22 protein-coding genes and 1 pseudogene are annotated in these 24,442 nt (G+C 41.9%); 10 read left to right on the top strand and 13 right to left on the bottom strand.

All coding sequences use genetic code 11. The features are described 5' to 3' along the window. Positions 1 to 9: 9 nt before the first annotated feature. The 4 genes and pseudogenes from GSF04_RS03160 to GSF04_RS03175 form a co-directional block, all read right to left on the bottom strand. Positions 10 to 873, bottom strand: coding sequence for a helix-turn-helix transcriptional regulator (locus GSF04_RS03160; protein ID WP_211856565.1), 864 nt, complete (start codon positions 871 to 873; stop codon positions 10 to 12). A gap of 242 nt (positions 874 to 1,115) precedes the next feature. Then, on the bottom strand, positions 1,116 to 1,736 hold the full coding sequence (locus tag GSF04_RS03165) for a hypothetical protein (RefSeq protein WP_211856567.1): 621 nt from the start codon (positions 1,734 to 1,736) through the stop codon (positions 1,116 to 1,118). A gap of 154 nt (positions 1,737 to 1,890) precedes the next feature. Then, a pseudogene (locus tag GSF04_RS03170) lies at positions 1,891 to 2,157 on the bottom strand (helix-turn-helix transcriptional regulator); the annotation flags it as partial. 272 nt (positions 2,158 to 2,429) lie between these two features. After that, positions 2,430 to 3,305, bottom strand: a complete 876-nt coding sequence (locus GSF04_RS03175; protein ID WP_211856569.1) for a helix-turn-helix transcriptional regulator — start codon at positions 3,303 to 3,305, stop codon at positions 2,430 to 2,432. Positions 3,306 to 3,932: 627 nt separating this feature from the next. Between GSF04_RS03175 and GSF04_RS03180 the strand changes: the two genes are divergently transcribed. The 4 genes from GSF04_RS03180 to corA all read left to right on the top strand — a co-directional run bounded on the left by GSF04_RS03180 (position 3,933) and on the right by corA (position 6,950). Next, positions 3,933 to 4,793 (top strand): alpha/beta fold hydrolase, encoded by an 861-nt coding sequence (locus GSF04_RS03180; protein WP_211856570.1) that lies wholly within the window; start codon positions 3,933 to 3,935, stop codon positions 4,791 to 4,793. 3 nt (positions 4,794 to 4,796) lie between these two features. Next, a complete protein-coding gene (locus GSF04_RS03185; RefSeq protein ID WP_102058425.1) occupies positions 4,797 to 5,420 on the top strand; it encodes a TetR/AcrR family transcriptional regulator in 624 nt (207 codons plus the stop codon). After that, positions 5,417 to 5,908 carry a GNAT family N-acetyltransferase gene (locus GSF04_RS03190; RefSeq protein ID WP_211856571.1) on the top strand — a complete coding sequence of 164 codons (492 nt, stop codon included), beginning with the start codon at positions 5,417 to 5,419 and terminating at the stop codon, positions 5,906 to 5,908. The genes GSF04_RS03185 and GSF04_RS03190 overlap by 4 nt, the downstream gene beginning before the upstream one ends. 85 nt (positions 5,909 to 5,993) lie before the next feature. Next, the gene (gene corA / locus GSF04_RS03195; RefSeq protein WP_045988330.1) at positions 5,994 to 6,950 is read left to right on the top strand and encodes a magnesium/cobalt transporter CorA; all 957 of its coding nucleotides are present in this window, start codon (positions 5,994 to 5,996) and stop codon (positions 6,948 to 6,950) included. A 7-nt stretch (positions 6,951 to 6,957) separates the two neighbouring features. Here the strand turns inward: corA and GSF04_RS03200 are convergent, their stop codons facing one another. The 3 genes from GSF04_RS03200 to GSF04_RS03210 form a co-directional block, all read right to left on the bottom strand. After that, positions 6,958 to 7,353, bottom strand: a complete 396-nt coding sequence (locus GSF04_RS03200) for a GNAT family N-acetyltransferase (protein ID WP_249122325.1) — start codon at positions 7,351 to 7,353, stop codon at positions 6,958 to 6,960. A 430-nt stretch (positions 7,354 to 7,783) separates the two neighbouring features. Continuing rightward, on the bottom strand, positions 7,784 to 9,136 hold the full coding sequence (locus GSF04_RS03205; RefSeq protein ID WP_211856572.1) for a hypothetical protein: 1,353 nt from the start codon (positions 9,134 to 9,136) through the stop codon (positions 7,784 to 7,786). 488 nt (positions 9,137 to 9,624) lie between these two features. Continuing rightward, entirely contained in the window at positions 9,625 to 9,783 is a 159-nt protein-coding gene (locus GSF04_RS03210) for a YqaE/Pmp3 family membrane protein (RefSeq protein ID WP_010369885.1), read from the bottom strand. Positions 9,784 to 9,993: 210 nt separating this feature from the next. Between GSF04_RS03210 and GSF04_RS03215 the strand changes: the two genes are divergently transcribed. Next, positions 9,994 to 10,392 carry an MgtC/SapB family protein gene (locus GSF04_RS03215; protein WP_249122375.1) on the top strand — a complete coding sequence of 133 codons (399 nt, stop codon included), beginning with the start codon at positions 9,994 to 9,996 and terminating at the stop codon, positions 10,390 to 10,392. A gap of 2 nt (positions 10,393 to 10,394) precedes the next feature. Here GSF04_RS03215 and GSF04_RS03220 read toward each other — a convergent pair whose 3' ends face one another. The 3 genes from GSF04_RS03220 to GSF04_RS03230 form a co-directional block, all read right to left on the bottom strand. Then, a complete protein-coding gene (locus GSF04_RS03220; protein ID WP_039496542.1) occupies positions 10,395 to 10,631 on the bottom strand; it encodes a hypothetical protein in 237 nt (78 codons plus the stop codon). A gap of 152 nt (positions 10,632 to 10,783) precedes the next feature. Continuing rightward, on the bottom strand, positions 10,784 to 12,490 hold the full coding sequence (locus GSF04_RS03225) for an alkaline phosphatase D family protein (RefSeq protein WP_211856573.1): 1,707 nt from the start codon (positions 12,488 to 12,490) through the stop codon (positions 10,784 to 10,786). Positions 12,491 to 12,658: 168 nt separating this feature from the next. Beyond that, complete coding sequence (locus GSF04_RS03230; RefSeq protein WP_211856574.1) at positions 12,659 to 13,561, bottom strand: LysR substrate-binding domain-containing protein; 903 nt, start codon at positions 13,559 to 13,561, stop codon at positions 12,659 to 12,661. A gap of 733 nt (positions 13,562 to 14,294) precedes the next feature. Between GSF04_RS03230 and GSF04_RS03235 the strand changes: the two genes are divergently transcribed. Continuing rightward, positions 14,295 to 16,883: a M1 family metallopeptidase gene (locus GSF04_RS03235; RefSeq protein WP_211856576.1), complete on the top strand. Its 2,589-nt coding sequence runs from the start codon at positions 14,295 to 14,297 to the stop codon at positions 16,881 to 16,883. A 63-nt stretch (positions 16,884 to 16,946) separates the two neighbouring features. Next, entirely contained in the window at positions 16,947 to 17,693 is a 747-nt protein-coding gene (locus tag GSF04_RS03240) for an alpha/beta hydrolase (RefSeq protein ID WP_211856578.1), read from the top strand. Between the two features lie 73 nt (positions 17,694 to 17,766). On the opposite strand, the gene GSF04_RS03245 is transcribed toward GSF04_RS03240, so the two are convergent. The 3 genes from GSF04_RS03245 to GSF04_RS03250 all read right to left on the bottom strand — a co-directional run bounded on the left by GSF04_RS03245 (position 17,767) and on the right by GSF04_RS03250 (position 21,454). Then, positions 17,767 to 18,249, bottom strand: coding sequence for a hypothetical protein (locus GSF04_RS03245; RefSeq protein ID WP_193521667.1), 483 nt, complete (start codon positions 18,247 to 18,249; stop codon positions 17,767 to 17,769). A 63-nt stretch (positions 18,250 to 18,312) separates the two neighbouring features. Beyond that, complete coding sequence (locus tag GSF04_RS23485; RefSeq protein ID WP_010369908.1) at positions 18,313 to 18,510, bottom strand: hypothetical protein; 198 nt, start codon at positions 18,508 to 18,510, stop codon at positions 18,313 to 18,315. Positions 18,511 to 18,688: 178 nt separating this feature from the next. After that, the gene (locus tag GSF04_RS03250; RefSeq protein ID WP_211856580.1) at positions 18,689 to 21,454 is read right to left on the bottom strand and encodes a methyl-accepting chemotaxis protein; all 2,766 of its coding nucleotides are present in this window, start codon (positions 21,452 to 21,454) and stop codon (positions 18,689 to 18,691) included. A 229-nt stretch (positions 21,455 to 21,683) separates the two neighbouring features. On the opposite strand from GSF04_RS03250, the gene GSF04_RS03255 reads away from it, so the two are divergent. Genes GSF04_RS03255 through GSF04_RS03265 form a run of 3 tightly spaced genes read left to right on the top strand, consistent with a single transcriptional unit; the run spans position 21,684 to position 24,360 of the window. Continuing rightward, complete coding sequence (locus GSF04_RS03255) at positions 21,684 to 22,796, top strand: histidine kinase (RefSeq protein WP_211856582.1); 1,113 nt, start codon at positions 21,684 to 21,686, stop codon at positions 22,794 to 22,796. Next, a complete protein-coding gene (locus GSF04_RS03260; protein WP_211856584.1) occupies positions 22,789 to 23,415 on the top strand; it encodes a response regulator transcription factor in 627 nt (208 codons plus the stop codon). Before GSF04_RS03255 ends, GSF04_RS03260 begins: the two co-directional genes overlap by 8 nt. Positions 23,416 to 23,454: 39 nt before the next feature. Beyond that, positions 23,455 to 24,360: a histone deacetylase gene (locus tag GSF04_RS03265; protein ID WP_193521669.1), complete on the top strand. Its 906-nt coding sequence runs from the start codon at positions 23,455 to 23,457 to the stop codon at positions 24,358 to 24,360. The last annotated feature ends 82 nt before the right edge of the window (positions 24,361 to 24,442 follow it).

Raw genomic sequence — 24,442 nt, forward strand, 5'->3', positions numbered from 1 at the left:
GACTTATTACTACGCGCTTTGGGGCTGCTGCATATTTCTTTTCCGTGCAAGTACCCCTGCATAGAGAAGTGCTATACTAAGCAACATCAGCGGGGCTTTAAGGTATTCATAATAATCATAGAAGAAGGTCAACTCCCAAAATATTTTTACCTTCTCTTCATCCATACCTAATCGATCTAAATTGCGAATAAAATTCTCTATTAGCGCACAAAAATCAACAACTGCTAGGATCAGAGCAAGGAAGTAAAGTGGAGCTTCAACAAGGCTCTTCTCAAATACTTCGAAAGATCTTCCTCGCGTGATAAGCACCGCAAATTTCATTCTATATTTAATTAAAAAGAGCAAAAATAAACTTAGTGCCAAGTTTATTGAAAAAGCGTATACATTTTGAATGAAGCTATTAGCAGCTGCGGGGAAAACAACGTATTTAAGCCAGTAACCAAATGCATTACTTAATGCATAGATCACTACAAAAATTGCGACCATGCATTGATTGTTTTTGTCTTTGTATGAATAGCAAAGCAACATAATTAACAAAAACAAAGTGATTGACTCAAAAAGCATTGCCGTTGCAAGAGAGCCGAAAAGCAATGTTAGGATACTGCCTTTGTCCTTCATATTGTCAGGATACAGTCTTGAGAGCGCTTCGGTATCATCCAAAATATCGGCGAGTTTGACTCTACATAAGTCAGCAAACTTCATTAACGTACCAAGCTTAAAAGAGCTAACGCCATTAAGGTAATTGTCTAGCGTTCGCATGCCAATCCCGAGGTGGCGGCATATATCTTCTCGAGACATCCCGCGTTTATGCTTAAGGCCCTTTATTAGTATTCCTATACGCTGGCTTACTTCGTACTCTTCTGGCGTTTGCATCGCCCGTTTTTCCCTTTAACCAAAACATCAAATTAACCCAAACATTACATTTTGTTTAATATGAAGACAAGCGGAATAACACTTCGGTTATGAAATAACACAAATATTCAAATAGGTAGCGATGATACACCTGTCACAATTACGCTTAAGAGGATAAGGTACTGTATTCTTTATCGTAGAGAGAAGTTAAAATATAGAAATAAGCGCAATATCGAAGATATTACGCTTCCTCAGATATCAGACTAGTTTTGAATTGGTTGTCTTTTAGTTCTAACGATTAAGCCAACGTAAAGTAGCGTAATACAGAGTATAATAGGGACCGCTTTGAGATATGCAAAATAGTCAAAAAAGAAGGTTACTTCCCAAAATGCTTTAGCAACCTCTTCATCAACTCCCATCCGATCTAAGTTCCGAAGAAAGTTTTCCATTAAAGCCATAAAATCGATAAAAACAAGCATAATAACCAATAAATACAAAGGACCTTCTGCATAGTTCTTTTCAAATACAGAAGCTGACTTTCCACGTGTGAGTATAACTGCTACAGTCATTCGATGACGCAATAGAAACAAAAGTAAAAGGCTTACAGCTAACTGAGCTCCATACGCATATATGTTCTCTATGAAATAACTTTCAACAACCGGAAACACTCCATACTTTAAACCAAAAACTAAAACTGCATCCAAGGCAAAAACTACCGCAAAAATCAATGTCAACAGCAAACTATTTTCGTCACTCTTGGACAGAAACGTAAGTATAAAAAGCATAATACATGTAATTGGCTCAAAAACTGTTGCCTGAGCAACTGAGGCAAGAACTAGGGCAAAAACACTCGCTAGCAGCGCCAAACTAAATAAACTTCTCATAAAGCAATCCTAACCATCTGATTTTTGTTCTGTCGATTCGACTTTCTGGTTTCTCGGTCCTCCGCCAGATAGTACGCTTGCACCGAAGACCTGTTTACACAATGAACGACTAAGATCTATTTTTATTGGCTTTTTCTGTGCAGCCTTCATTGTTCTTTTCCTCACTTTTTTCTCCATACAGGCCAGAGAGCTTATCTGTATCTTCTAAAATATCTGATAACTTTACTTTACAGATTTCAGCAAACCGAAGCAATGTCCCAAGCTTAAAGGAGCTAGAGCCATTTAAATAGTTATCAAGGGTCCTGTCACCCACACCTAAACGCCGGCTAACCTCTTCTCGGGTCATCCCTTTTTTGCGCTTTAGCCCCCGTATCAATCGGCTGATACGCTGGCTCACCTCGTATTCTTCTGGCGTCTGCATCGCCCCACCATATCTCTCAATCACCCCAACCAAGTTAACCAAAAGTTTACATCCGGTTAAATATAAAGACAAGTAGATGACAGTACTATTTTTAGGTGCACACTTGCAAAACAACCCAAAATATAAACAAACTTATCGCTATATTTGAATTTTTGGTATCAATTGATTCAAGCAACCCTCGCTAAACCTGCTTATTTGTTGTTTTGCAGATCATAAAAAATCAATAATTAAAAACACACAAACTTCTCTATTTTTATGTGAAAATGTTCACATTATTGTGTAGGCGCAGCATTTGCTTTATTTAAAACCTGCTTACGACGCGCTGTTATTCCTGCGTATAAAACAAACATACAGAGCAGATAAGGCACGGCCTTAATATAAGCAAAGTAATCAAACATAAAGGTCAGCTCCCAAAATGGTTTGGCAACTTCTTCATCTATACCTAAATGCTCTAGGTTACGGATAAAGTTTTCCATCAATGCGGCAAAATCAATCAAAGCTAACGTACATGCGAGTGCATAAAGCGGCGCGTCTACTTGGTTCTTCTCAAAAATGCTGGCTGAATTCCCTTTGGTAAACCACGCACCTAAAAACATTCTGTATTTGATCATTAACGCCAGCAGTAAACTCAGTAAAAGTTGAGTCGCAAAAGCATAGATATTTTCAATGTAATAGCTTTCAATAGCTGGGATCAATACAAATTTAAGCCAGTAAACAACGGCGATTTCTAACGAAAAAGCAAATATAAAAATTGCAACAATGCTTTGGCTATTCTTGTCATTACGCGCATAAAAAAATAACAAGATCAGTAGTGCAATGAAGATAACTTCAAATACTAAAACGCTGACAATAGAACTCATAAATAGTAAAAAGATATTGCCTTTGTCTTTAAAATTCTCAGGATACAAGCGCTTCAGCGCGTCGGTATCATCCAAAATATCAGCCAGCTTTACCTTGCAAAGATCCGCAAACTTTAACAATGTCCCAAGTTTAAATGAGCTCACCCCGTTTAAGTAATTGTCTAACGTGCGCGAGCCTATACCTAAACGTTTACAGACATCTTCTCGGGTCATACCTCTAGTACGCTTTAACCCAAGTATTAACCTACCTATCCGCTGGCTTACCTCATATTCCTCTGGCGTTTGCATCTGTCCACCATTGTTTTACGTTAGCTCCCTTGAAATTAACCCAAACATTACATTTAGTTAAATATAAAGACAAGCTTCTCTCGATAAATTGCAATGAAAAAACAATAAAACACTCAATACTTCACCAACTTTACGTAATTTGAAACATTTTCATCGTTTTTCACGTTTAACCGTTCTTTAAAGACAAACCTTATTGAGGGTATGCCCCCATAGCCGTGAGTAATCCGCAGCCGGCGTTTTAAAAAGATCGCTGGGTAAACCAGCTCCTACGAGGTGGTGTGGAGTCAGTATAAGGTGCTTTGTGCAGCAGTTGGTGCCTTATAAAGATCGCTGGGTGAACCAGCTCCTTTGCGGTGGTGTGGAGTCAGTATAAGGTGCTTTGTGCAGAGGTTGGTGCCTTATAAAGATCGCAGGGTGAACCAGCTCCTACGCGGGGTGTGGAGTCAGTATAAAGTGCTTTGTGCAGCGGTTGGTGCCTCATAAAGATCGCTGGGTGAACCAGCTCCTACGCGGAGGTGTATCGCTCGGTAAACCAGCTGCAATATTAAAAGGTGGTAGTTATGCTTTACAAAAAAGTACAGCTGTTCTATTTTAATAAAGTACAAGTGTTCTTTTTTAGAGGTCAGGATGAAATTCAGCTACTTTAATGACAAAGACGGCTCGCTTATTACCAAGATAAGTCGGGGTGTTACAGGGCTTATGTGCACGCTTGCGCCACCTATCACTTCGAGGTTAGGTCAGGTACTACTGATGAGCCCGCATGGTAAGCGTCAGTATCAGTTTAAAAATAAAAAACCCAATGGTGAGTTCAATATTTTTACCTCGCTTGGTCGCGTTCATGTAAACGTGTTTGGCCTTGGTCCGAAGACCGTTGTGTTAAGTCATGGTTGGGCCGATAACAGCAGTTGCTTTGATACTTTGATCCCTGAACTCGTAGCAGCGGGATTTTGCGTTGTGGCGATTGATCATGTTGGTCATGGGCAATCTCATGGTAAGCAAGCCCATTTGCTGGCTTTTGTTGAAGCACTGGATACCCTGATTGAGAAGCTAGAAGCCGATCGCCATGATATCGTGGCTTTGGTGGGCCATTCTATGGGCGCTGTGGCGCTGATGAACTTACCAGATTATCGGCTAGAAAATCGCGTGGTTATTAATGTTGCAACTCCCGTGCAGTTTTTTGAGCTGATGTTTGAGCGCGTTGCGCGAGCGGGCATTTCTGAAAAAATGCTACACCAAGTATTGGGCGCTATCACCACAAGATATGGCACGCATTGGCATTTGATCAGAGATAAATTCCACGACGGTGTACTTAAGTTTAAGCCGACATTTATTCACGATACCGAGGACCGATTTGCGCCATTTGAACACGTAGAGTCGCTTATCGCTGCCACCCCTGAGCGTTTAATCCAAACCTCAGGCCTTGGACATCGCCGCATTTTAGGCGATACTGGCGTTATTCAACGTATTACTCAAAGAATAACTGCATAAGTGATGAATAAAGGAGAGAGAACGAGACAAACCATTTTAGAGCAAGGTATGCGCTTTAGTAGCCAATATGGCTTGATAGAAGTCACTATTGGTTCTATGGCAAAGCTTTGTGGCTTGTCTCGCAGCGGGCTTATCTCGCATTTTGACAGTAAAGAAGATATGCAGTTGGCGATTCTCGATTACTGTGAAGATCAATTTATGCTGCATGTCGTCGCACCGGCACGGCACCAAGATCCCCTAGTGCAACTCAAAATGCTCTTTTCTATTTGGGCAGACTGGACTCGTGAACTATTTAATGAGCCACATTCAACTTGCCCGTTTATCAAAGCGTTGGTTGAATTTAATTGCCATACAGACAGCCCTATTCATACCAAAGTTACCGAGCAACATAACCGATTATTTAGCTATATTAAGCATAAAATTGTGCAAGGGATAGAAAGCGGTATTTTTCATCCTGAGCTTGATGCGCAGTGCGCGGCGTACGAGCTATACAACTTGTATCTAGGGCATGCGATAGCAAAAAATACGGTACTAACAGAACATGCCAGCGAGTTGTTTAAACGTAATATTGAGCACTTACTTGAAAGTTATCAAGCTGATCCAAAAACACGGAGTGTATCTACATGATTGAAATAATCTCTACCCCAACCCGCGATATTGTTGAGCAGCTTACTGAGCTATACATCGCGACCTTTTCAGCGCCGCCACGTAATGAAGAAATAGACCAAGCAGCCATTCGCTTGCTTATGGAAAAGGAAATCGAAGAAGGCGAAGTACGTGTTATTTTTGATGACTCAACACAGCAACTTATAGGCAGTTTGTCGCTAGTGCCAATCGCGCATTTTAAAGATAAAGCGCGCTTTGATCTTACGTCAGGCCTATATATTTCGAACTTTATGGTTGATGAGAATATTCGCGGCAAAGGAATTGGCAAGCAATTACTACAAGACACCTTAGCCGCTACTCGCCAACCTATCCACACTCGTTGTCGAGTAGATGCCTTAGCAGTGAATCATTTATTTCAGCGCCATGGCTTTAAATTGGTTGCTAATTACACAACAATTATGAATAACTCGGTTGCGGCGCGTAATATCTACACCTATCAAGCTGAATAATCTGCGGATAATCCTTGGATTGTCATTGTTGATTAATACATTCACTCTTATACTTTGCCAAAGAGTCGTCGTGTAGAGTAATGAGATGCTGAGGTTTTTTTCGATTGAACACGGTGTAATTTCCGAAATGGAACCAAGCACCGACACCCCGATTGAAATAGCAATCAAAAACGCCCATTGGATAGATACTATTAATCCCACTGAGGAGGAGCGAGTTGCCCTAGCAAACACGCTAAATATTACCCTTCCTGGTGCGGATGACGTAGAGGAAATTGAAGCCTCTTCGCGCTGTTTTATCGACAGCGAAGGTCTGCATGTACACGCTTTGTTTATGTCTCCCAATGACGGGCGTTTTAATACGGTGACCGTGGCCTGCTTATTACAAAAAAACTGCTTATTAACCATTCGTGATGACGAACTTGCGGATTTTAGGTTGCTGCGACTGCGTGCGCGTAAAGGGCAAGTGGCGTGCGATAACCCAAAACAGCTGTTAGTGACTTTGTTCGACCAAAAAGTCGAAAACCATGCGGATATGCTTGAGGATATGCACCACCAGCTTGAAAAGCTCAGTGCCTATGTGCTTGAGGAAGAAGACTCAGATCTAGAAGAAGCTGTTAGTCGTATTTCAAGGCTAGAAGATGCCAACGGTAAAGTGCGCTTATGTTTGATGGATACGCAGCGCAATATCTCGTTTTTAATGCGTCATGTGGGGGTGCAATCTGAAGAGCGAGAAACGCTACGTGAAGTCACACGAGATATCGAAACCCTAATGTCGCACTGCGCCTTTCTCTTCGATAAGGTGAATTTTTTGATGGATTCTACGCAGGGTTTTATCAATATCGAACAAAACCAAATTATTAAAACCTTTTCCATTGCCTCTGTCGTATTTTTGCCGCCCACTGTGGTTGCCAGTGTGTATGGGATGAATTTTAATAATATGCCAGAGCTAAACTGGGCATGGGGCTATCCTTTTGCCATTGCTATTATGCTGCTCTCTGGTTTTGCGCCTTATTTATTCTTTAAACACAAAGGTTGGCTGTGATCTTTGGTTAGTCTAGGTGCAGCTTCATTTCAAGCAGGCAAGGTGTAAATCCCGCTTTTTCATAAGCGCGAATTGCTGCGGCGTTACTACTGTATACATCAAGGTAAAAGTCGTTGACGTTTTGGGTTTTACACCAAGCGATTAAGTGCTCCATGATCTCTTGATTTAAACCTTTACCACGATGCTCTGGTGTTACATACATAAAACCAAGATAACCATGCTGCGTGTGCTGTAACTGCTGTTTAGACGCCCTTATCTGCACATATCCTGTTGCGACTATTTGCTCTGACACTTCACCAACAACCACTAACGTATTTGAACAAGTGAGTAATTTCTCAAGATCATAGTATTTGGCGTCTTGCGATTTGATTGCTGCGTTATACGGACGCTCTGCTTCAACCACTTGCTGTTCTAAGTCTAGAAGTTTAGTTAACCTGAGCTGCGGATAATTAATGCCTTTCTAGCAGCCAGTTTTAGCGCTAACTGCGTTGAATTCACTTCCAATAGCCAGCTATTGGTGCGTAAATTCGCATTGCCTACAGGATGTAGGTACCTTAGCGAGAGCAGGACGCGGAAGCGGTGTTTTCCCTAAAACTCTCTGGCTAGAGAAGGAAAAAACTAAGTTGTGCTTTAGCAACAATGAGTTGGAACATTCGTTATCCAAACCTCAGGTTAGTTAAGTCGTTGATGGTGGCTGGTCTAATTCTCATATTTTTTCCTTAAAAAAAGCCACCTTAGCTTAACTAAGGTGGCAAAGCCACTATCTACAGTGTTAAAAATTGTCAGGGACTACATGAGTAGGCTCATTCCTTTTCCGAACCTCAGGTTAAGTATTAATGGTCGTGAGACTCCTCTGCTGCAATACCAAGCCATACTAGTTTTTCTGGTACGTAATCTAGCTCAAATGTGTCTACCAGTTTGGCTTCTTCTAAATCAAACTTTTTAATTTGTTTTGCAATTGGGTCGCTCACATATACTGCTTGTTCTGAATGAGAAAATGTAATTTGGAAGCCATGACCTTCTGGCATCGTAGTTAAATCAGCATCACTTACTTGTACTTCACCTGCGGCTTCAAAATGGTGCTCGCCATCATGATCATGACCGGCAAAAATGCTGAGTTTACCTGAGGTATCCATCACCACAACATGCTCACCCGCAAAGCTAAATCCAAAACTAGCAATGCGATAGTTATCACTTACTTGCCATTCAAGCTTCTCGATATGGCCATGCTCAGGGTCAACCATCAGCACATCATTACCTGCTGATGCGATAAACTGCTCTGCATCATGGTGGCCTTTAAGGGTGCCAATTCGCTGCCCGTCAGCAAAGTAATCTGGGTTAGCTAGTTTTACTGCACTAAAGCTTTCACCTTGCTGAGTGATAAGCGCAACACCGTCACCGCAACCAAATGCCACAGCTTCTTCATTTTGCGCGCTGCCGTGAAGTGCAGGACAACTTACGTTAAATACCTGCTCTTGATGAAAATGGTCACCATGCGCATGATACAAACCAATTTGCGAAGGTAGAGAAGTTTCGGTTTGAGGGTCTCTGATTGTGCTAATTAAAAATTCACCTCTAGCTTGCGCTGCACCGTGCATGTAAGTGTCGTAATGTAATGCAGCGACTTCGCTTTGCTCGCCGCTAATATGCGCTTCACTAAACATCGCGGCACTGGCATTTTGTTGGCTGTCTTTGTCGCCATCTGAGAACACAGCAATACCCGACTCGCCCACTGTAACGTGTGTTGGCTTCACTGATTCTAAATGGAACGAAGCAAGTGCAGGCGCTTCTTCATGAGTATGGTGATGATCGCCATGCTCCTCTTCATATAAACCGCCATCAATAAATTCTACTAAACCTTGGTCACGTTGCACCAAGACAGCAAAGCGGTGATTTTCAGAGCTATATACATATTTTGGATAGTGGGTAACGCCAATCGAGTCGATAAGTGATTTATCCGCCGTTGAGTACACATTCACAACGTTACTTTCAGCGCTAGTAACTAACAGACGACCATTTGCGTCTGCGATCGTATCTCCATGATCGTGATCATCATGACCATCGTCATCGTTGCCATTATCTTGTGCTGGCGGGTCTACTTTTACGATTGTGTGCTCAGTACCACCACATGCAGAAAGAAGAATTGCAGAAATGGCAACTGCCAAAAGTTTACCTTTTAATACCATGAGAGAGATCCTATTTTTATTTATGTTATACCATAACTTTAAATATGTTATCTTATAACAAAACCAAAAACAACACCTCGACTAATTACCTATTTTACACACAAACTCAATAGTGAAGTATGAAATCCAATTGTCACGACCAAACAAAGACTAAACTGCAGATAACAAAATGCCTTTGGGTAAACGCAAAAACAGGATTGTGGCAATAGGTACTATTTCAACTTATACCTCCGCTGGTACAAACTTTATGAGTCAAAACTTGATGATCACCATTGTCTTTCTGTTGGTGTCATTTCCTTGTGTTGGGATCAGGTTAGTGCTTGGTTCATCGCTGCAACATGTATTAAAAAAATGAGCAAAGCCTTGGATGGTTTAATTTTGTGATGGCTGCATTACTTGTGCTTTCAGTAATGCCAATCGTGCTGGAGATCTTTGCAGGATAATCCCCTGCAAAGATTACCGTGTTATTGTTACTTGTTGTCCGCTTTTTACCGACGGGCGATCACCCACACTGCATGCACAATTCCTGGTATATAACCCAACAATGTCAGCAAAATATTTAACCAAAAAGCCCCGCCAAGACCGACTTGCAAGAATACACCAAGTGGTGGAAGCAGGATTGCAATTATGATCCTCAATAAATCCATTGTTCTCTCCTAAAAGTTATAGACGCTTTCATTCTGCATGGGTTATGCCAACTCAAAGGAATGCCTTTTGCATTAACCCAATAACAGTATAGGAGATAAAAAATGCCAGATTGGATTAATATTGATTTAGCACTCATTTGGTATCACTTTTACCAAATTATTTTTGCATTTTTAGTTAACCTGAGCTTGGGATAAGAAGTTAGTTAACTTATTAAAAGCGATAAGTTCAATAAACACCTTCCCCCCCTACCTTTGGCTATTAATAGAGAAAGTCGCTCTGATAGTGCGGGGCTTAGAACATTCCCATTAGTCGCTATTTCCTGTTGTGCTTTTATTTTAACAAGTATGGATGTATTTGAGTCACATGAAGCGCAAGCAAGAGTAATGTACGGTGTCATTACTGGAATTGGCTTTATTGGTGGCGGCTCTATTGTGAAAAATGATAATTCCACACATGGCACAGCAACCGCTGCAGGTATTTGGTTAACCGGGGCAATAGGGATCTCAAGCGCTTATCAACGATATGAAATTGCAATTGTATTAAGCGCGGTTGGTTTTTTGGTGTTTCGCTTACTAGAGCCTTATAAAAAACCTTCGAGCTCTCAATAGACTTACGTTGAACCTTTCGTTCTTTTGTTCGAGACTTGGCGCTTGAGCTCTAACTTTTCACCAAAGAAGTACTCGTAAGCTAAAATAGCGATAAAATAAAAGAATCCAAAAACGCTGATATCGATAAGCAATTTACCGAAGTCAAAGGGATCTTCGAATAAAAAATATTCAAAATCAGTAAGATAAAAAACTAATTTAGTCAAAAAAAGTGCGGGTAAAAGTGAAATAACAAATTTCAAATTAATGTCCTTTTAATTTGCCTGAAGTACTATCCGAAGTGCAGTTTACCTGCTTTCTTCCTAGATTGCACGCAATATACATTTTATTTCGATAGTTTACAAAGAGTTACTATCTTATTAGCTGAGCACTAAGCTCAGCTAATAACGAAACATCAAAACTTGATAATAGTTGAAACCGCTTCCTCGTTTGCCGTTTCAATAGACATTTTCAGTTCACGATTTTGCCAATCTATATCTATCAAGCCGTAGTTACTTCCCGATTTATTAATCAAATGGCGGTTAGATGTTGTCAACTTTGCGATGTCTTTGCTTATTGCACCAACTCGTCCGGTTGGAATACTGGCACCTGCTGGCGCACAGTTGCCCCACTCACCTTCAATACCTTTTTGGTTATCATCCACTTGGGTATAACACCAGGGCTTATCGTTGTCTCGCGTAATACAACCTTGGTAGGTTACACCTGCATATTTGAACGGTAACTGACATGCTTTGGCAAAATTGCCATCCCCTTTGTCATCTGCGTAGATCGGTAACCTTAATGGGTTTTCGATATGATAAGGCCAGTTTTGACCAAACCCTGATGCCGTCACTTCGTAGACGTTAACTGCTTGACCATATGTGCTGCTTGCGGGAATAGTCTTTTGCAAAAGCTCTCCCCAATGTTGATCGCCAGACAAAAACACGACGGCCTTAGTCTTACCTTCGTTCACTGATTTCTGTACCAACCTAAGCAAACGCTCTCTTTGTGCTGGCATTTCAGCCCAAGACTCATAACTAGTACCAGACATATTTGTTTCTTCTAATGACGCGATGGCAGCATTAAATGTTTTGCCGTCTCCATAAGCACAGTAGTTAGTTTTACTTCTGCCTTGATGCAGCGGAGGCAGTACTTGAATGCCGCTTGCAATGAGCTTGATTTCTGATGGCTTTTGTAACTCTTGCTCAAGCCATTGCCACTGCGCCTCTCCCAATATGGTGCTACTTTCACCTTCACACGCACCGTAACTTGAAAAGGTTGGAGAGCGGAAGTAACGGGCATCCAATGTGATCACATGTGTGGTTTCCCCCGAGCCCCCCAGCATTTTGGCTTCGTAAATACCAGCTTGACCGTTTAGTCTTGGATCAGCCTTATCAACATCAAAGTGACGTAAGTATTCTTTCTGTGCGTTTACTCTCTGTGGATAATGTTTGCCTTCATTGTTCCAACCAAAATCGTGGTCATCCCAAGTCGCCATCACTGGGATCTTAGCCTCTAAAAACTTGCGATACTCACTATTGTTCTTTTTATCATCGTACTTCTGGCGCATCACTGCCATATCGGTGGTATCTGCGTAGATATTGTCCCCTAACCAAAGAAATAGGTCCGGTTGTTGACCAATCAGTTTAGCGAGCGCTTCGGGCATATCTCCTTTGGTTTTGAAACATGAGCCAAGTGCAACTCTATCTAATCGCTTACTTTGTAGGGGTTGAGTGTGAGCTAAAAGCGCTGGCGGCGCTTCTGGTTGGCACTCTTCCCAGCCACCTTCTTCAACATAGCACCAAGGTGCGGTGTGATTTCGGGTTGTACAGCCATAAAATTTTTCACCCTGATACTCCGATGGCGTTTTACACGCTTTTCCGGTTACTGTTTTGAATTCTGGGATGGTTTCTGTTCTGACATGACCCCATGTTGCGCCTTCAATGCTTTGTTTTAAATAGCACCACTGCGAACCTGAATTATTTTTATCCGTCGTCCCTTGATACTGTGCGGCTAGATAGTTAAAAGTGGATTTACAAGACTCGTAGTGAACTTCAGGTTCGGCATTGACGACGCTGCTCATGAGCATCAACACGGCTGGCGTGAGAGTATAAGTTTTCATCGTTTCCTCGGTATTTGAATGTTGGCATCCTTGCTAGTTTTCCTTGCGGGAACGGAGTCTAATTCGGCAATGTTAAATTTTAGTTTAATATTTATTTCAAGTTCACATTTACTTCCGCATTCATGAAATAATACGAAAGTGGCTCAATTAATGAGCCATAACTAGGCCTTATGGCAAGTGGTTAATAAGCCAATCAATAAATACTTGGATCCGAGCTCTTTTTGGTGAATAGGGATCGAATAACACATAGCGTTGCCATACCACAGGGTGAGGGATATCAAAAAGCTGCACAATAAGTCCAGCTTGTTGAAAGTCTAAAAATAGCTCTTTGGAGACGATTGCAACACCTTGGCCTTTAAGCGCCGCACTCAATGCCATGTCATTAGAAGAGACTCGAGTGTGTGGGCCTTTGGCACAAATACTTGAACCGCATATCCCCTGAGACTCAAACCACTGCTCCCAGCTTACTTTGTCATCGTCGTGGTGAATAAGGTTGCATCTTGCTAAATCACTCGGAGACTTAATTTGCAGCGCTTCTTTGTAGCTTGGTGAACAAACAGGATAGTTGCTATCTTCCCCCAGATATAGCTGCTCAAGTCCGGCGGGACACGCTAATTCTTTCTTAGTAGAAAACCGGATCGCGATATCAATATGATTTAAACGAATATCTTCAAAGCGATTAGAGCCAAGCACACGAATTTGGATGTCGTCATGAGACTCGTAAAACGAAGATAAGTTAGGCATTAGCCATAAAGAGCAAAAAGACTGGGTTGACGTTATGGTCAAGCTACCAGCCAATTCTTGCGTTTGAATTTGATTTAATCCCCCAATAATGCGCTTAAACGCACTTTGAGTAGACATTAACAACACTTCGCCGGCTTCAGTTAAGTGCATATTGCGGCCTTTTCTTACAAAAAGCTTAACTGCAAGTGCATTTTCCAGTTGCCGCATTTGTTGACTTACTGCCGCTTGCGTAATGTTCAATTCGAGCGCAGCTTGAGTGTAACTTTGGAGCCGAGCTGCACTCTCAAAACAGCGTAGTGCACTTAAGTGCCTTAATCTCTTATCCATAAGCTCAACTTATATTAATTGTAATTAACTATCGTTGGTATCCTGCCATATTTTGACCCAAGATACAGTCATAAATTACTTAACCTGAACTCAGGTTACTCACTACTACGACAGGAGCAACAATGAATTATTGCAAATCAAAGCCAAAGTCACGGTTATTACACTGGTTAAATATAATCGGAGCCTATCTGAAGTTAGAACACACAGTGAAACATAAGTAGTTTCAATATGTGGGAACATAATTAACCTGAGCTGCGGATAATTAATGCCTTTCTAGCAGCCAGTTTTAGCGCTAACTGCGTTGAATTCACTTCCAATAGCCAGCTATTGGTGCGTAAATTCGCCTTGCCTACAGGATGTAGGTACCTTAGCGAGAGCAGGACGCGGAAGCGGTGTTTTCCCTAAAACTCTCTGGCTAGACAAGGAAAAAACTAAGTTGTGCTTTAGCAACAATGAGTTGGAACATTCCTTATCCAAACCTCAGGTTAATTAAGTACGGTGGAGCCTGTTACAATTTTTGTTACACAAAAAGTCGACTAGTCCACCGCTACAATTTATTGATATTACTTAGTATTTTAAATATTGTTCGGATAGCAAACCTTTATCCACACTCTTTTTGCAACAAGTTGTGTTAAAGTAAATGGAACATCGCATTCATTATGTGTTGTTCACACCTAGTGACAACATACAGCACATTGATTACAACAATAACAAATATGGATAAAGGATTTTTATGCTATCTAAATCTCTGATATGCAGTGCTATTTTACTAGCTACTAGTGCTTCTGTTGATGCCCAATCTAATGCTGAACTTCATCGTCTAGCCACCGTAGCTAAACCGATAGAACAAGCAGTCACATTTAACTTAGATCCATCTAAGGAGCGTTTTTCAGGACACACGACTATAAAACTTGAGGTGCTCAAAGCCACCCAATTTATTGAGCTCAACGGATTAGACTATGCAATCAACTCTGCTGAGTTAGTCGGAAAAGCGTCGTGTGAGCTCAGAGATAAAATGCTCGAAACCGGTAAAGTGAGACTAAGTTGCGAAAAAACACTGCAACCGGGTCGCTACACGCTTACTATTGACTATACCGCCCCTTACAATCGCAATAGCGTCGGTCTCTATAAAACCTTAGACAATGGCGTGCCTTACTTATTTACTCAGTTTCAGATGAGTGATGCAAGAAGAGCAATACCAACGTTTGATGAACCTGAGTATAAAATTCCATTTCAACTCACTATTACCGCCCCTGACGATCAAAAAGTATTCGCCAACACACCTGTTTTAGAGACCAAAAAGTCAAATGGCATGACCACCCACTACTTCGACAAGACGCCGCCCCTTCCTTCTTATTTAGTTGCCTTGTCCGTTGGCCCATTCGAAGTACTTGATGTTAAAGGGATGTCGGTTCCAGGTAACATTATTACCCCACAAAAGAAATCAAATCTTGCCGCTTATTCCATCGAAAACACGCCAAAGATACTCAAAGCACTTGAAGACTATTTTGACTTACCCTATGTCTATAAAAAACTAGACCAAGTCGCAGTCCCTGAATTTCCGTTCGGAGCAATGGAGAATGCAGGCCTTGTGACTTACCGAGAAGATATATTACTTATCGATCCAGCAACGTCGACAAGACAAGCGCAAACTTCGCATGTGAACGTTATTGCTCATGAGCTCGCACACCAATGGTATGGTAATCTAGTTACGATGAAATGGTGGAATGATCTGTGGTTAAACGAAGCATTTGCCACTTGGATGGCTGCAAAGATCACATTACAGTTGTTTCCTGAGCTAGAGACAAATTTATCCTTATCTCAACACAGGGCCATGCCCTATGACGCTCAAGCAACTACCTCACCGATCCGCAAACCGGTTATTACAGAGTCTGATGTAACAGACGGCTTGGGACTTGCGTACAGCAAAGGTAGCGCGGTACTTTACATGGTTGAGCAGTGGCTTGGGGAAGCCGTATTCAAGCAAGGCATGCGCAATTATATCCGTAAATTTGCTTATAAAAATGCAGAAGCCAAAGATCTTTGGAATGAGCTGGGTAAAGTGTCTAATAAAGATGTTGCGACAGTGCTAAACTCATTTGTATCACAAGCTTCATTTCCACTTTTGACGATTAAGTTAGATGGTCAGAATGCCACCTTATCCCAACAACGTTTTGTAATAAAAGGGCAAGAAGCGGCAGCACAAACTTGGCATATCCCCATAACATTGCGCTATGGTAAAGGTGACAAAACGGCCACTAAGACAATACTTCTAGACTCCAAGACACAACAGATTAAATTAGACTTTGAGCCTGAGTGGATCTTACCAAACGACAATGCGACAGGTTATTACCGCTGGGATCTTTCTGAGTCTCAACTCGCAAGCCTAATATCACATGCCCCAAACAAGCTAAACGAGCGGGAGAGATTAGACTTACTAAGCAATGTTGACGCGCTGATGGAGTCTGGAAAAATAAATGCCAATGCGTTGATGTTAACACTCAGTGAGTTTATTAACGACACTCATCCCAAAGTAGCAAAGGCCGCTCTTACTCAATTACTATCACAACATAAACAGTATGAAGACGATTCAAATAAGTTACTTTGGAAGAAACTTTATACCACTTATGTTGAGCCTGCATTTTCTCGATATGGACTTAAGGCAAATGCAAATGAACCAGCTGCCACATCGGAAATACGTGCAGCATTGGTTAGAGCACTGGCTTTCGAGACCAAGCATCAAACCATTATTACGCATGCCAAAAAACAAGCGAGTTTATATTTAACGTCACCTGATAAAGTTGACCCCTACTTGGCGAGAAGTTTCCTGCAAATTGCCGCTTATTACGGTGATGCTGAGCTGTTGAAGTCGTACAAAAAGGTATTTGAAACTACTAATAACCCAACTCAGCGTACTAACCTATTGCTTGCCATGGGGTATTTTGGTCCTCAAGAATTGCAACAACAAGTACTAGATTATGCCCTAAGCGAGCATGTAACAGCCTCAGACTTTAATTACATATTAAGCGGGAATGGTAAAGGCGATGAGCGAAAAGCGCTTTATCAAAAGTGGTTTTATCAGCACTTTGAGCGCTTAAAGGAACGCTTCCCTCCTTTTGCCAAGTCACAGCTACCTTTTTACCTTTTTTCGTACTGTGACGCAGATGCGCTAAAACAGGCGCAGCAGTTTTTTGGACCAATGCAAAACGAGATAGAAGGCTTAAGTAAATCACTTAAACAACTGGAATTGGCAACAAATACCTGCATTATGCAAAAGCAAAGAGAGCTAGTATCAGTTAACCAATTTTTGAATAACTTGTAAAAGACTCCAACCAGTTGTGGCGCTTTTGGCTTTTGCTGAGCGCCACTATTTTTTAGGATAAATATGTTACGTTCATTTTTATTATTGCTATGTCTGCCATTCACCTTGGCCGCTGAAACCGTGATTGATCCCGCTCGTGATAGAGCAATTCCTGTAGAAATTCATCAACCATCCAATACCGATAACTGCTCAACTACAGCGCTTTGTCCCGTTGCTCTGCTAAGCGCCGGCTATGGTGTCTCACATACCGAATATCAATTCTTGGTCAAGACGCTAAACCAAGCAGGATATTTGGTTATTACTGTAGGCCATGAGCTTGCAACTGACCCTCCTCTTTCCGTCGAAGGGAACTTATACGAAACACGCGCAGAAAACTGGCAGCGTGGCGCTGATACGCTAATGTTTATTCACGATTACTTTAAGCTGAAGTTCACCACCTTTGACTTTGAGCATATCCTCTTAATTGGCCATTCTAATGGCGGTGACATTTCAGCATGGTTAATCAATCACGGCGCTAAATTTGTAAGCCAAATCATTACGCTAGACCATCGCAGAGTGCCATTACCGAGAAGCCTTGATGTAAAGGTATTGTCGATACGAGCAAGTGACTTTCCAGCAGACAAAGGAGTGTTACCAAATATTGCTGAAAAGCAAAAATATCAGGATTGTGTTGTCACGATAGCGAATGCAAAACACAACGACATGACTGACGAAGGTCCGAGCTGGCTAACAGACAAAATAGCACAAATTTTGGCGGCTCATTTAGCTGGTAAACCTTGCCTAGAGAACGAGAAAGTAAAAGGCCAATAGTCGCAAAACGCAGAGAGAGAAGTGAGGAAATCTCACTCCTCTTTCTGTTTATATGTTCTATTTGAGCTGAGCTTTATTTAATTTCAGCCACAGGCATTGATAGCGGTTTTACACACATAAAATATGCCCAAGCAATCAATATGATTTGCAGTGGTGCTCTAATTAGCAAATAAACTGGTCCCCACTGATGTCCTCCCAAGCCAACGCTGTTGAGCGCGGCATACACATTTGCGGGAAAAAACAGGATAAAAATGGCAATAGCCGCTTTTGCTGTAGATAATTGATATTTAGGTATAAATAACAGAATCGCTACGACGAGTTCGATGACACCAGTGAAATACACCAAAGGAAGCCTATACGGCACCCAACTAGGTAACATTTCTACCATTCCCTGTGCTTTTACGATATGGCCAATAAAAAAGAACATAAATGCGATACCGAGACCCCAACAGGCAAGCGTTGTTGTCTCTACCTGTACGCCTCTTACCTTTGAATAGATAATACCGAGTAATAACGGGCTGCAAAGTAACAGTATAATAATGATTGGTGTAACCATGGTTTATGCCTCATCCCTAAACATTGTTAGCGGCTAAAAAGCCACCAAGTTTATCCAATCATGTCACGTGATGTTCCTAAAAACAATAAAATTAGCAACCGTATGTGCTAGGGCCTGTTGACCTTTGCTGTTTGATTTTTGTTCTTCTGAGTGTGTTTTGGTCGCGACGCTCGACTTGCCGCCTAGTAATCTAGGCAAAAGTTGAGCAACAATGAACAAAGCGCACTCAGATGAACCCAAAGGGCAGCGCTTGATTAGCATTTCTTCTGTGTTGCCCCACAAGGATGTGGGGTAAGGTGACTTTGCAGGAGCACAAAGTCTTTATCGCCAGACTTACATAGAATGACTATGCTACGCTGGCTCTGCCTTGTATAAATACCAATCAAACTGCTGCAAAAACAAACTTGAAAGATCAACAGGCCCTAGATTTTACTGATCTTTAGCTCACCACTTTCATCAACTCCGCTTTAGTCTTGCCGATATCAAACTGCTCAACCATCTCTCGCAATTCATTGGCTTTACTCAACAATGACAGCCCCGATGCATTCGTCATCTCTACCAAAGTATTGTTTTGTTGCGTGATACCATCAATTTGTTTAATCGCTAGATTAATTTGCTCAATACCACTTGATTGCGTATTGCAGGCCTCAGCGATAGTTTGCACTTGCGATGCAAGTCCATACACACTTTCCACGATGGTTTTTAACGTCTCACCGGATTCTGACGCCAGCTTAGATCCTTGCTTCACTTTGATGTTACTGCTTCCCAACAACTCAGAAATGTCTTTTGAGGCGCTTGCACTGCGCAGCGCTAAATTTCTCACTTCTGAGGCAACGACCGCAAAACCTTTTCCTTTTTCTCCGGCTCTTGCAGCTTCAACAGAGGCGTTCAGCGCTAATAAGTTAGTTTGAAACGCAATAGAATCAATAACCTCAATGACGGTAAGTATTTCTTTGGCACTCTTACTAATTTCGGTCATTGCCTCAATCGTTGATTCAACCACCTTTCCACCTTGCTGTGCTTGCTGGTTCACTTCAATGGCCAACTGATTAGCAGATTGCGCATTACTGGCGTTTGAGTGCACGGTTTCGGTGATTTCACCAACTGATACCCGTGTTTCTTCAATAGATGCAGCTTGAGAAGAGGATCGTTCACTTAACTCTTCGATGCCTGTGGTGATCTGCTGTACCGAAACCGTGATGGATTCCGCCATGGCGAGTAGCTTTTGCATCATATTAGCTAAGTTGCCAACACTGGTATTCACCGATTGTTTCAGCAGCGCAAAATCACCCGCATAACTTTTTTCAACTTGGCGAGTTAAATTTCCCTGAGACAGCCCATCCATCACATTCATGCACTCCTTAAGTGGCGCTTCAATCGAGTCCAGCGTTTCATTCATGGCTGTAATTATGCAGGCGTATGCGCCATGGTGATTGCTAGCGTCTGCTCTATGATGCAAGTCTCCTTCGCTGGCCGCTTCAGCAAGCTTTTCGGCATCGGTTAGCATCAATTTAATCGCACCAACACAAGCAAAGAGGCTTTGATAGATGCTATCAAACTCTCCTTTATAACCATCATTCGTTAAGGCGGGTAATTCTCCTTTTGCGATACTTTCTAGATACCCACTAGTAAGGGCTACGGGTTTAGAGACCGCATCAAGCGTTTCATTAACGCCACGAATGATTTTCCGAAATTCACCCTGATGTTTGGCTTCATCCGCGCGAGTAGAGAGCTCCCCTTCTCCTGCGGCGGCAACTAAACTGTAAGTATCCTCAATAAGTAACGATAGTGATGAGGTGGCGCGTTGTAAGGCCATATGTATTTGCGCAAATTCGCCCTTAAACTCACCGCTAATCTGCTCGGGAATTTCTCCTTTTGAAAGCGAAGTAAGATATTGTTTTGTTTGGCTAATGGGCTGCTCAACAGCATCAAGTAGTTTGTTAAGTCCGCTGGCTATTAATTTCATAGAGCCAACGTATCCCTCAAGGTTTATACGTTCACTCAGTTTGCCATCGGAAGCTGACTTAATGAGCTGTTCAACCTGTTGTTCTGCACGTCTTGTCTGGCTTAAATCCTTAAATTCAAATACCGTACCTAACACCCTACCATTTTGATCAGAAACTGGGTTGGCGGTTACTGCAATGATTATGTCACCTACGCACCACTCCCACTCTAGCTGACGTACTAATTGACCCGCAGCCTGGTGCAGTGCTTTAGAGCTGTGAAGTAAAGCGTCGGGAATTGGATGATTAACGACTTCAGTCGGCACACTTAACGCAGTGCGGTAACGATCAAATAAAGAATCACATTGTGCATTTACGTAGATCACTTGATTACTGTCATCACATAAAAGCACGGGCGCGGCCACGTTATTTAGCGCATAACGGATCCGTAAGTTTTCTTTTGCTTGTAGCTCTAGCTTTTGAGTCGCATCAAGTAAGCTAGTTTGCATTTGCCGTAAATTTGCCAGTAAATTACCTATTTCATCGTTACTGTGTACAACGACGTTGTTGTCTAATCGACCACTCGCAATTGCTTTCGCCACATCAGATGCACGGCGGATTGGACGAGTGATTAAATGCTGCATATACCAAGTCAGTAATCCTAAAGTCACAAGCGCAATAATGATGAGTCCTAGGGTACTAAAAAAGATAAGTTGGTTTTTTGTCGCGACAATTTCACTCGTTCTCGTGTCTACTAACGCGTTAATTTGCTCATTAATTTCAAGTAAGTAAACACTTGCTTGGCGGTCTATTCCACTTACTGAAGCATCAGCAAGGTTAATATCAAAGCCTGAACTTTTGAATAGTTCCACTGCTTCACGATATTTTTGTCCTAAGGTGAGGTGTTCTTTTTGATATTCGCGCAACTTATTTTCAAGGGTAGTTGGTAATGCATAAGCTGAAACAATTGAACTGAGTTGCTTTTGTACCTCAGCTTCTTTGGTTTCAAATCTTGACCAATATTTATTTAGCTGGGCAGGATCTCTTCCTCTAATGAGTACATTTTTCCACTCTTGTACTTGGGTTTTGAAATCATCGAGCACTATGTTTATTTGCTCGCGAGCAGCCAATTCATTGTCTATCATGCTGTCATACTGCTCCGCGACGCGTTTCATCACCAAAACAGTAATCATCGCACCGATGAGCATTACCACTAAACCCGCAGTTACCGCAGAAATAAGTTTTGCCTTAACACTTTTCATTCTGAGTATCCCTAATTATGAAAAGATTGTTACATAAAGATAGAACAGGAATAGTGGTGCCACAAATCAATGCAGTATCAAGGGTGAAAAACCGTTATTGCACTTTGATTTACAATGTAAAACTTATGACATTCGTCATCATCACAGAGTCACAAATATCTGCTAGGATAGGTTCGCAAGAGAATAAAGGAATAATACCTGCGGAGCAGGTTTTTAGCGGAGTAAGTAGATGTCGGCGTTTTTTCGCTATCCGACGGCTTGGTTGATAACAACCATTTTCACTTGGTTAGCCGTTGCAGTACCAAGTTTGATTTATGCTCAGCAAAAAGCACAATGGCTGCCTTGGGTACAGCATATCGGTGTTTTGATCCTCGTACTTTTATGTATCAATGAATCCGAAAAATACTATGGCTACAAGGTTAGATATTCAATGCTGTTTGTATTGGCGCTTTTGATCCAATCAATTAACCTTACTTCCCCCGCCGCAATTCATCTCATTTACAACGTAAAACTCGTTGGGATCCTTGCTTTTTATGTTCCTTTAAGTTTTGCGCTTGGGTATATCCTAGTTACATCCTGCTTATATGTTGCGTCGCAATACTTTTTTTGGGGACATGGTTTTGAATATCTCAACGCTGTGTTATTTGCTTGTTTTCAGTTATTTGCGTACGTGGTGTGTAAAAGAATGCAAAAAGAACAAGAAGCCAAAGAAGCGCTACAACTCGCGCACAGTGAGCTATCTGCAACGCAGTCTCTGCTAAGCCAAAGTATTGCTAAACAAGAGCGACTTCAGTTAGCACGAGAATTACATGACGATGTTGGACATCAAATAACCAGTCTGATTGTAAATTTAGATGTCGCAAGACGAACTGCGGCTGAACCATTAACCGAGCTATTAGATAGCTGCTATTTGCAAGCTAAAGACACCCTAAAATGTATTCGCGATTTAGTCAGCGACAAGCGTAGCAACGAGCATATCGATCTCCATGATGCATTGCTGAGGCTTACTGAATCAATCCCTCGTCTTAACATTGAACTCGACTATGAACATCATCCCTTACTCGAGAAATTAAGTTATGCCAATTGCATTTTAAAATGCTGCCAAGAGGCCATCACCAATACCTTGAAGCACGCCAAGGCGGATAAAATGCAAGTACGAGTGTATTGTCAGCAAGGATTAAAAGTACAAATAAGCGATAACGGCATTACCTTAAATAGTATTCGATTTGGAAATGGTCTGGCTGGTATGCAGGAGCGGATCCAAGAACTCGGCGGCAGTCTTGATGTGTCAACTCATCAAGGCGTAACATTAACTATCCATTTTGGGACGACAAATGGCTAAAATATCAGTTTACCTAGTCGATGATCAGGCGCTTGTGCGCCAAGGTATGCAAGCACTCCTTTCGCTGAGTGGTGATATTATTTGTTCTGGAAGCTGTGGCAGCGGCTGTGAGTTCATTCAACAGGTTCAATCAAACCAAATTACAGCTGACATTGTGCTTTTAGATATGCGAATGCCTGAGCTAGATGGTGTTGATGTACTCACCGAGCTTTTGCCTTTGGCTATAAACTTTAAAGTCATTATCCTCACTACCTTCAACGATACTGCAAAGCTAAAATTAGCCCTAGAACTTGGTGCTAAAGGCTGCCTTCTTAAGGACGTGGACTTAGAAGAGTTAATTGATGCAGTTCGACAAGTCCATCAAGGTGAACTTATTATCCAAGACGAGCTTGCTGAGACCTTACTAAAACCTGACCCCACTTTAGATAAGCTCACCACACGAGAAAAGGATATTTTAAAACTAATCGCGAAAGGATATTCCAATAAGGAAATCGCCAATGCATTATATAAAGCGGAAGGTACGATCCGTAACTCGGTTTCTTGTTTGCTCGCAAAACTACAAGTACGAGACAGAACACAAGCTACACTGAAAGCTAAAGCGCTCGGCTTCGGGGATTGATATTGCTACACTGCCATATCGCCATTTCCGGAGCCGTTTTTGAACAACCCAAATTTACCACTAGTTTATCACTCTAATTACTCATTCAATTTTGACCCAAAGCACCGCTTCGTGATGAGTAAATTTGCGCGTCTTTACCAAGAAGTAGATGCATTAGGGCTCATTCACAACAATGTTTATAGCCCAGAGTCAGGCAACCCATCGCCACTTGAAAGCGTGCACTGCGAGCAATATATTTGGGACTTATGGGGTAACCAACTCGACGCTAAAGTGATGCGACGTATCGGCTTGCCTTGGTCGGAGCAACTTATGGCACGTACTTTTACTGCGCCTCTTGGAACACTAAAAACTGCAGAACTTGCGCTTAAACACGGTATTGCATGCCATTTAGCCGGAGGCACGCACCACGCACACTATGATTTTGGCTCTGGTTTTTGTATGGTGAATGATCTTGCCTTTACAGCCACACATTTGCTCGACAGCAATCAGATCACCAATGCCCTAATTTTTGATCTGGATGTTCATCAAGGCGACGGTACCGCCGCTATGCTAAAACACAACCCGTATGTTTATACCTGCTCAATCCACTGCGAGAAAAATTTCCCCTTTCGTAAGCATGATAGCGATTTAGATATTGGCTTAGAAGTAGGGATCAGTGACACTCACTACCTCGAAATTGTTGCTCATACACTTGAGTCATTATTGATTGATCTAAATCCAGATATTGTGCTGTACGACGCTGGTGTCGATGTTTGGCAAGGTGATAACTTAGGTAAATTGGACATCTCATGGCTTGGCATTGCGAAACGAGATGCACTGGTGCTGAGCTTATGTCAAAAGCATGGTGTCCCTGTCGCGACCGTGATTGGTGGTGGATACGATAAAGATCACCAAAGATTAGCAAAGCGCCACGCGATTGTGGTGCAACAAGCTGCAAAACTTTAAAAAATGATGATCTTTTTATGTTGCGCATTCGTTTATCATTATGAAGGGTTTGATTGGTGTAACACCTTTAGTTAATTTCCCC

The sequence above is a fragment of the Pseudoalteromonas sp. A22 genome (assembly GCF_018141345.1).
Taxonomy (GTDB): Bacteria; Pseudomonadota; Gammaproteobacteria; order Enterobacterales; family Alteromonadaceae; genus Pseudoalteromonas; species Pseudoalteromonas maricaloris.

Excerpts from the sequence above, each read along its gene's own strand:
- GSF04_RS03160 (WP_211856565.1), bottom strand. The coding sequence starts at position 873 with ATGCAAACGCCAGAAGAGTACGAAGTAAGCCAGCGTATAGGAATACTA.
- GSF04_RS03165 (WP_211856567.1), bottom strand. The coding sequence starts at position 1,736 with ATGAGAAGTTTATTTAGTTTGGCGCTGCTAGCGAGTGTTTTTGCCCTA.
- GSF04_RS03175 (WP_211856569.1), bottom strand. The coding sequence starts at position 3,305 with ATGCAAACGCCAGAGGAATATGAGGTAAGCCAGCGGATAGGTAGGTTA.
- GSF04_RS03180 (WP_211856570.1), top strand. The coding sequence starts at position 3,933 with ATGAAATTCAGCTACTTTAATGACAAAGACGGCTCGCTTATTACCAAG.
- GSF04_RS03185 (WP_102058425.1), top strand. The coding sequence starts at position 4,797 with ATGAATAAAGGAGAGAGAACGAGACAAACCATTTTAGAGCAAGGTATG.
- GSF04_RS03190 (WP_211856571.1), top strand. The coding sequence starts at position 5,417 with ATGATTGAAATAATCTCTACCCCAACCCGCGATATTGTTGAGCAGCTT.
- corA (WP_045988330.1), top strand. The coding sequence starts at position 5,994 with ATGCTGAGGTTTTTTTCGATTGAACACGGTGTAATTTCCGAAATGGAA.
- GSF04_RS03205 (WP_211856572.1), bottom strand. The coding sequence starts at position 9,136 with ATGGTATTAAAAGGTAAACTTTTGGCAGTTGCCATTTCTGCAATTCTT.
- GSF04_RS03210 (WP_010369885.1), bottom strand. The coding sequence starts at position 9,783 with ATGGATTTATTGAGGATCATAATTGCAATCCTGCTTCCACCACTTGGT.
- GSF04_RS03225 (WP_211856573.1), bottom strand. The coding sequence starts at position 12,490 with ATGAAAACTTATACTCTCACGCCAGCCGTGTTGATGCTCATGAGCAGC.
- GSF04_RS03230 (WP_211856574.1), bottom strand. The coding sequence starts at position 13,561 with ATGGATAAGAGATTAAGGCACTTAAGTGCACTACGCTGTTTTGAGAGT.
- GSF04_RS03235 (WP_211856576.1), top strand. The coding sequence starts at position 14,295 with ATGCTATCTAAATCTCTGATATGCAGTGCTATTTTACTAGCTACTAGT.
- GSF04_RS03240 (WP_211856578.1), top strand. The coding sequence starts at position 16,947 with ATGTTACGTTCATTTTTATTATTGCTATGTCTGCCATTCACCTTGGCC.
- GSF04_RS03245 (WP_193521667.1), bottom strand. The coding sequence starts at position 18,249 with ATGGTTACACCAATCATTATTATACTGTTACTTTGCAGCCCGTTATTA.
- GSF04_RS23485 (WP_010369908.1), bottom strand. The coding sequence starts at position 18,510 with ATGCTAATCAAGCGCTGCCCTTTGGGTTCATCTGAGTGCGCTTTGTTC.
- GSF04_RS03250 (WP_211856580.1), bottom strand. The coding sequence starts at position 21,454 with ATGAAAAGTGTTAAGGCAAAACTTATTTCTGCGGTAACTGCGGGTTTA.
- GSF04_RS03255 (WP_211856582.1), top strand. The coding sequence starts at position 21,684 with ATGTCGGCGTTTTTTCGCTATCCGACGGCTTGGTTGATAACAACCATT.
- GSF04_RS03260 (WP_211856584.1), top strand. The coding sequence starts at position 22,789 with ATGGCTAAAATATCAGTTTACCTAGTCGATGATCAGGCGCTTGTGCGC.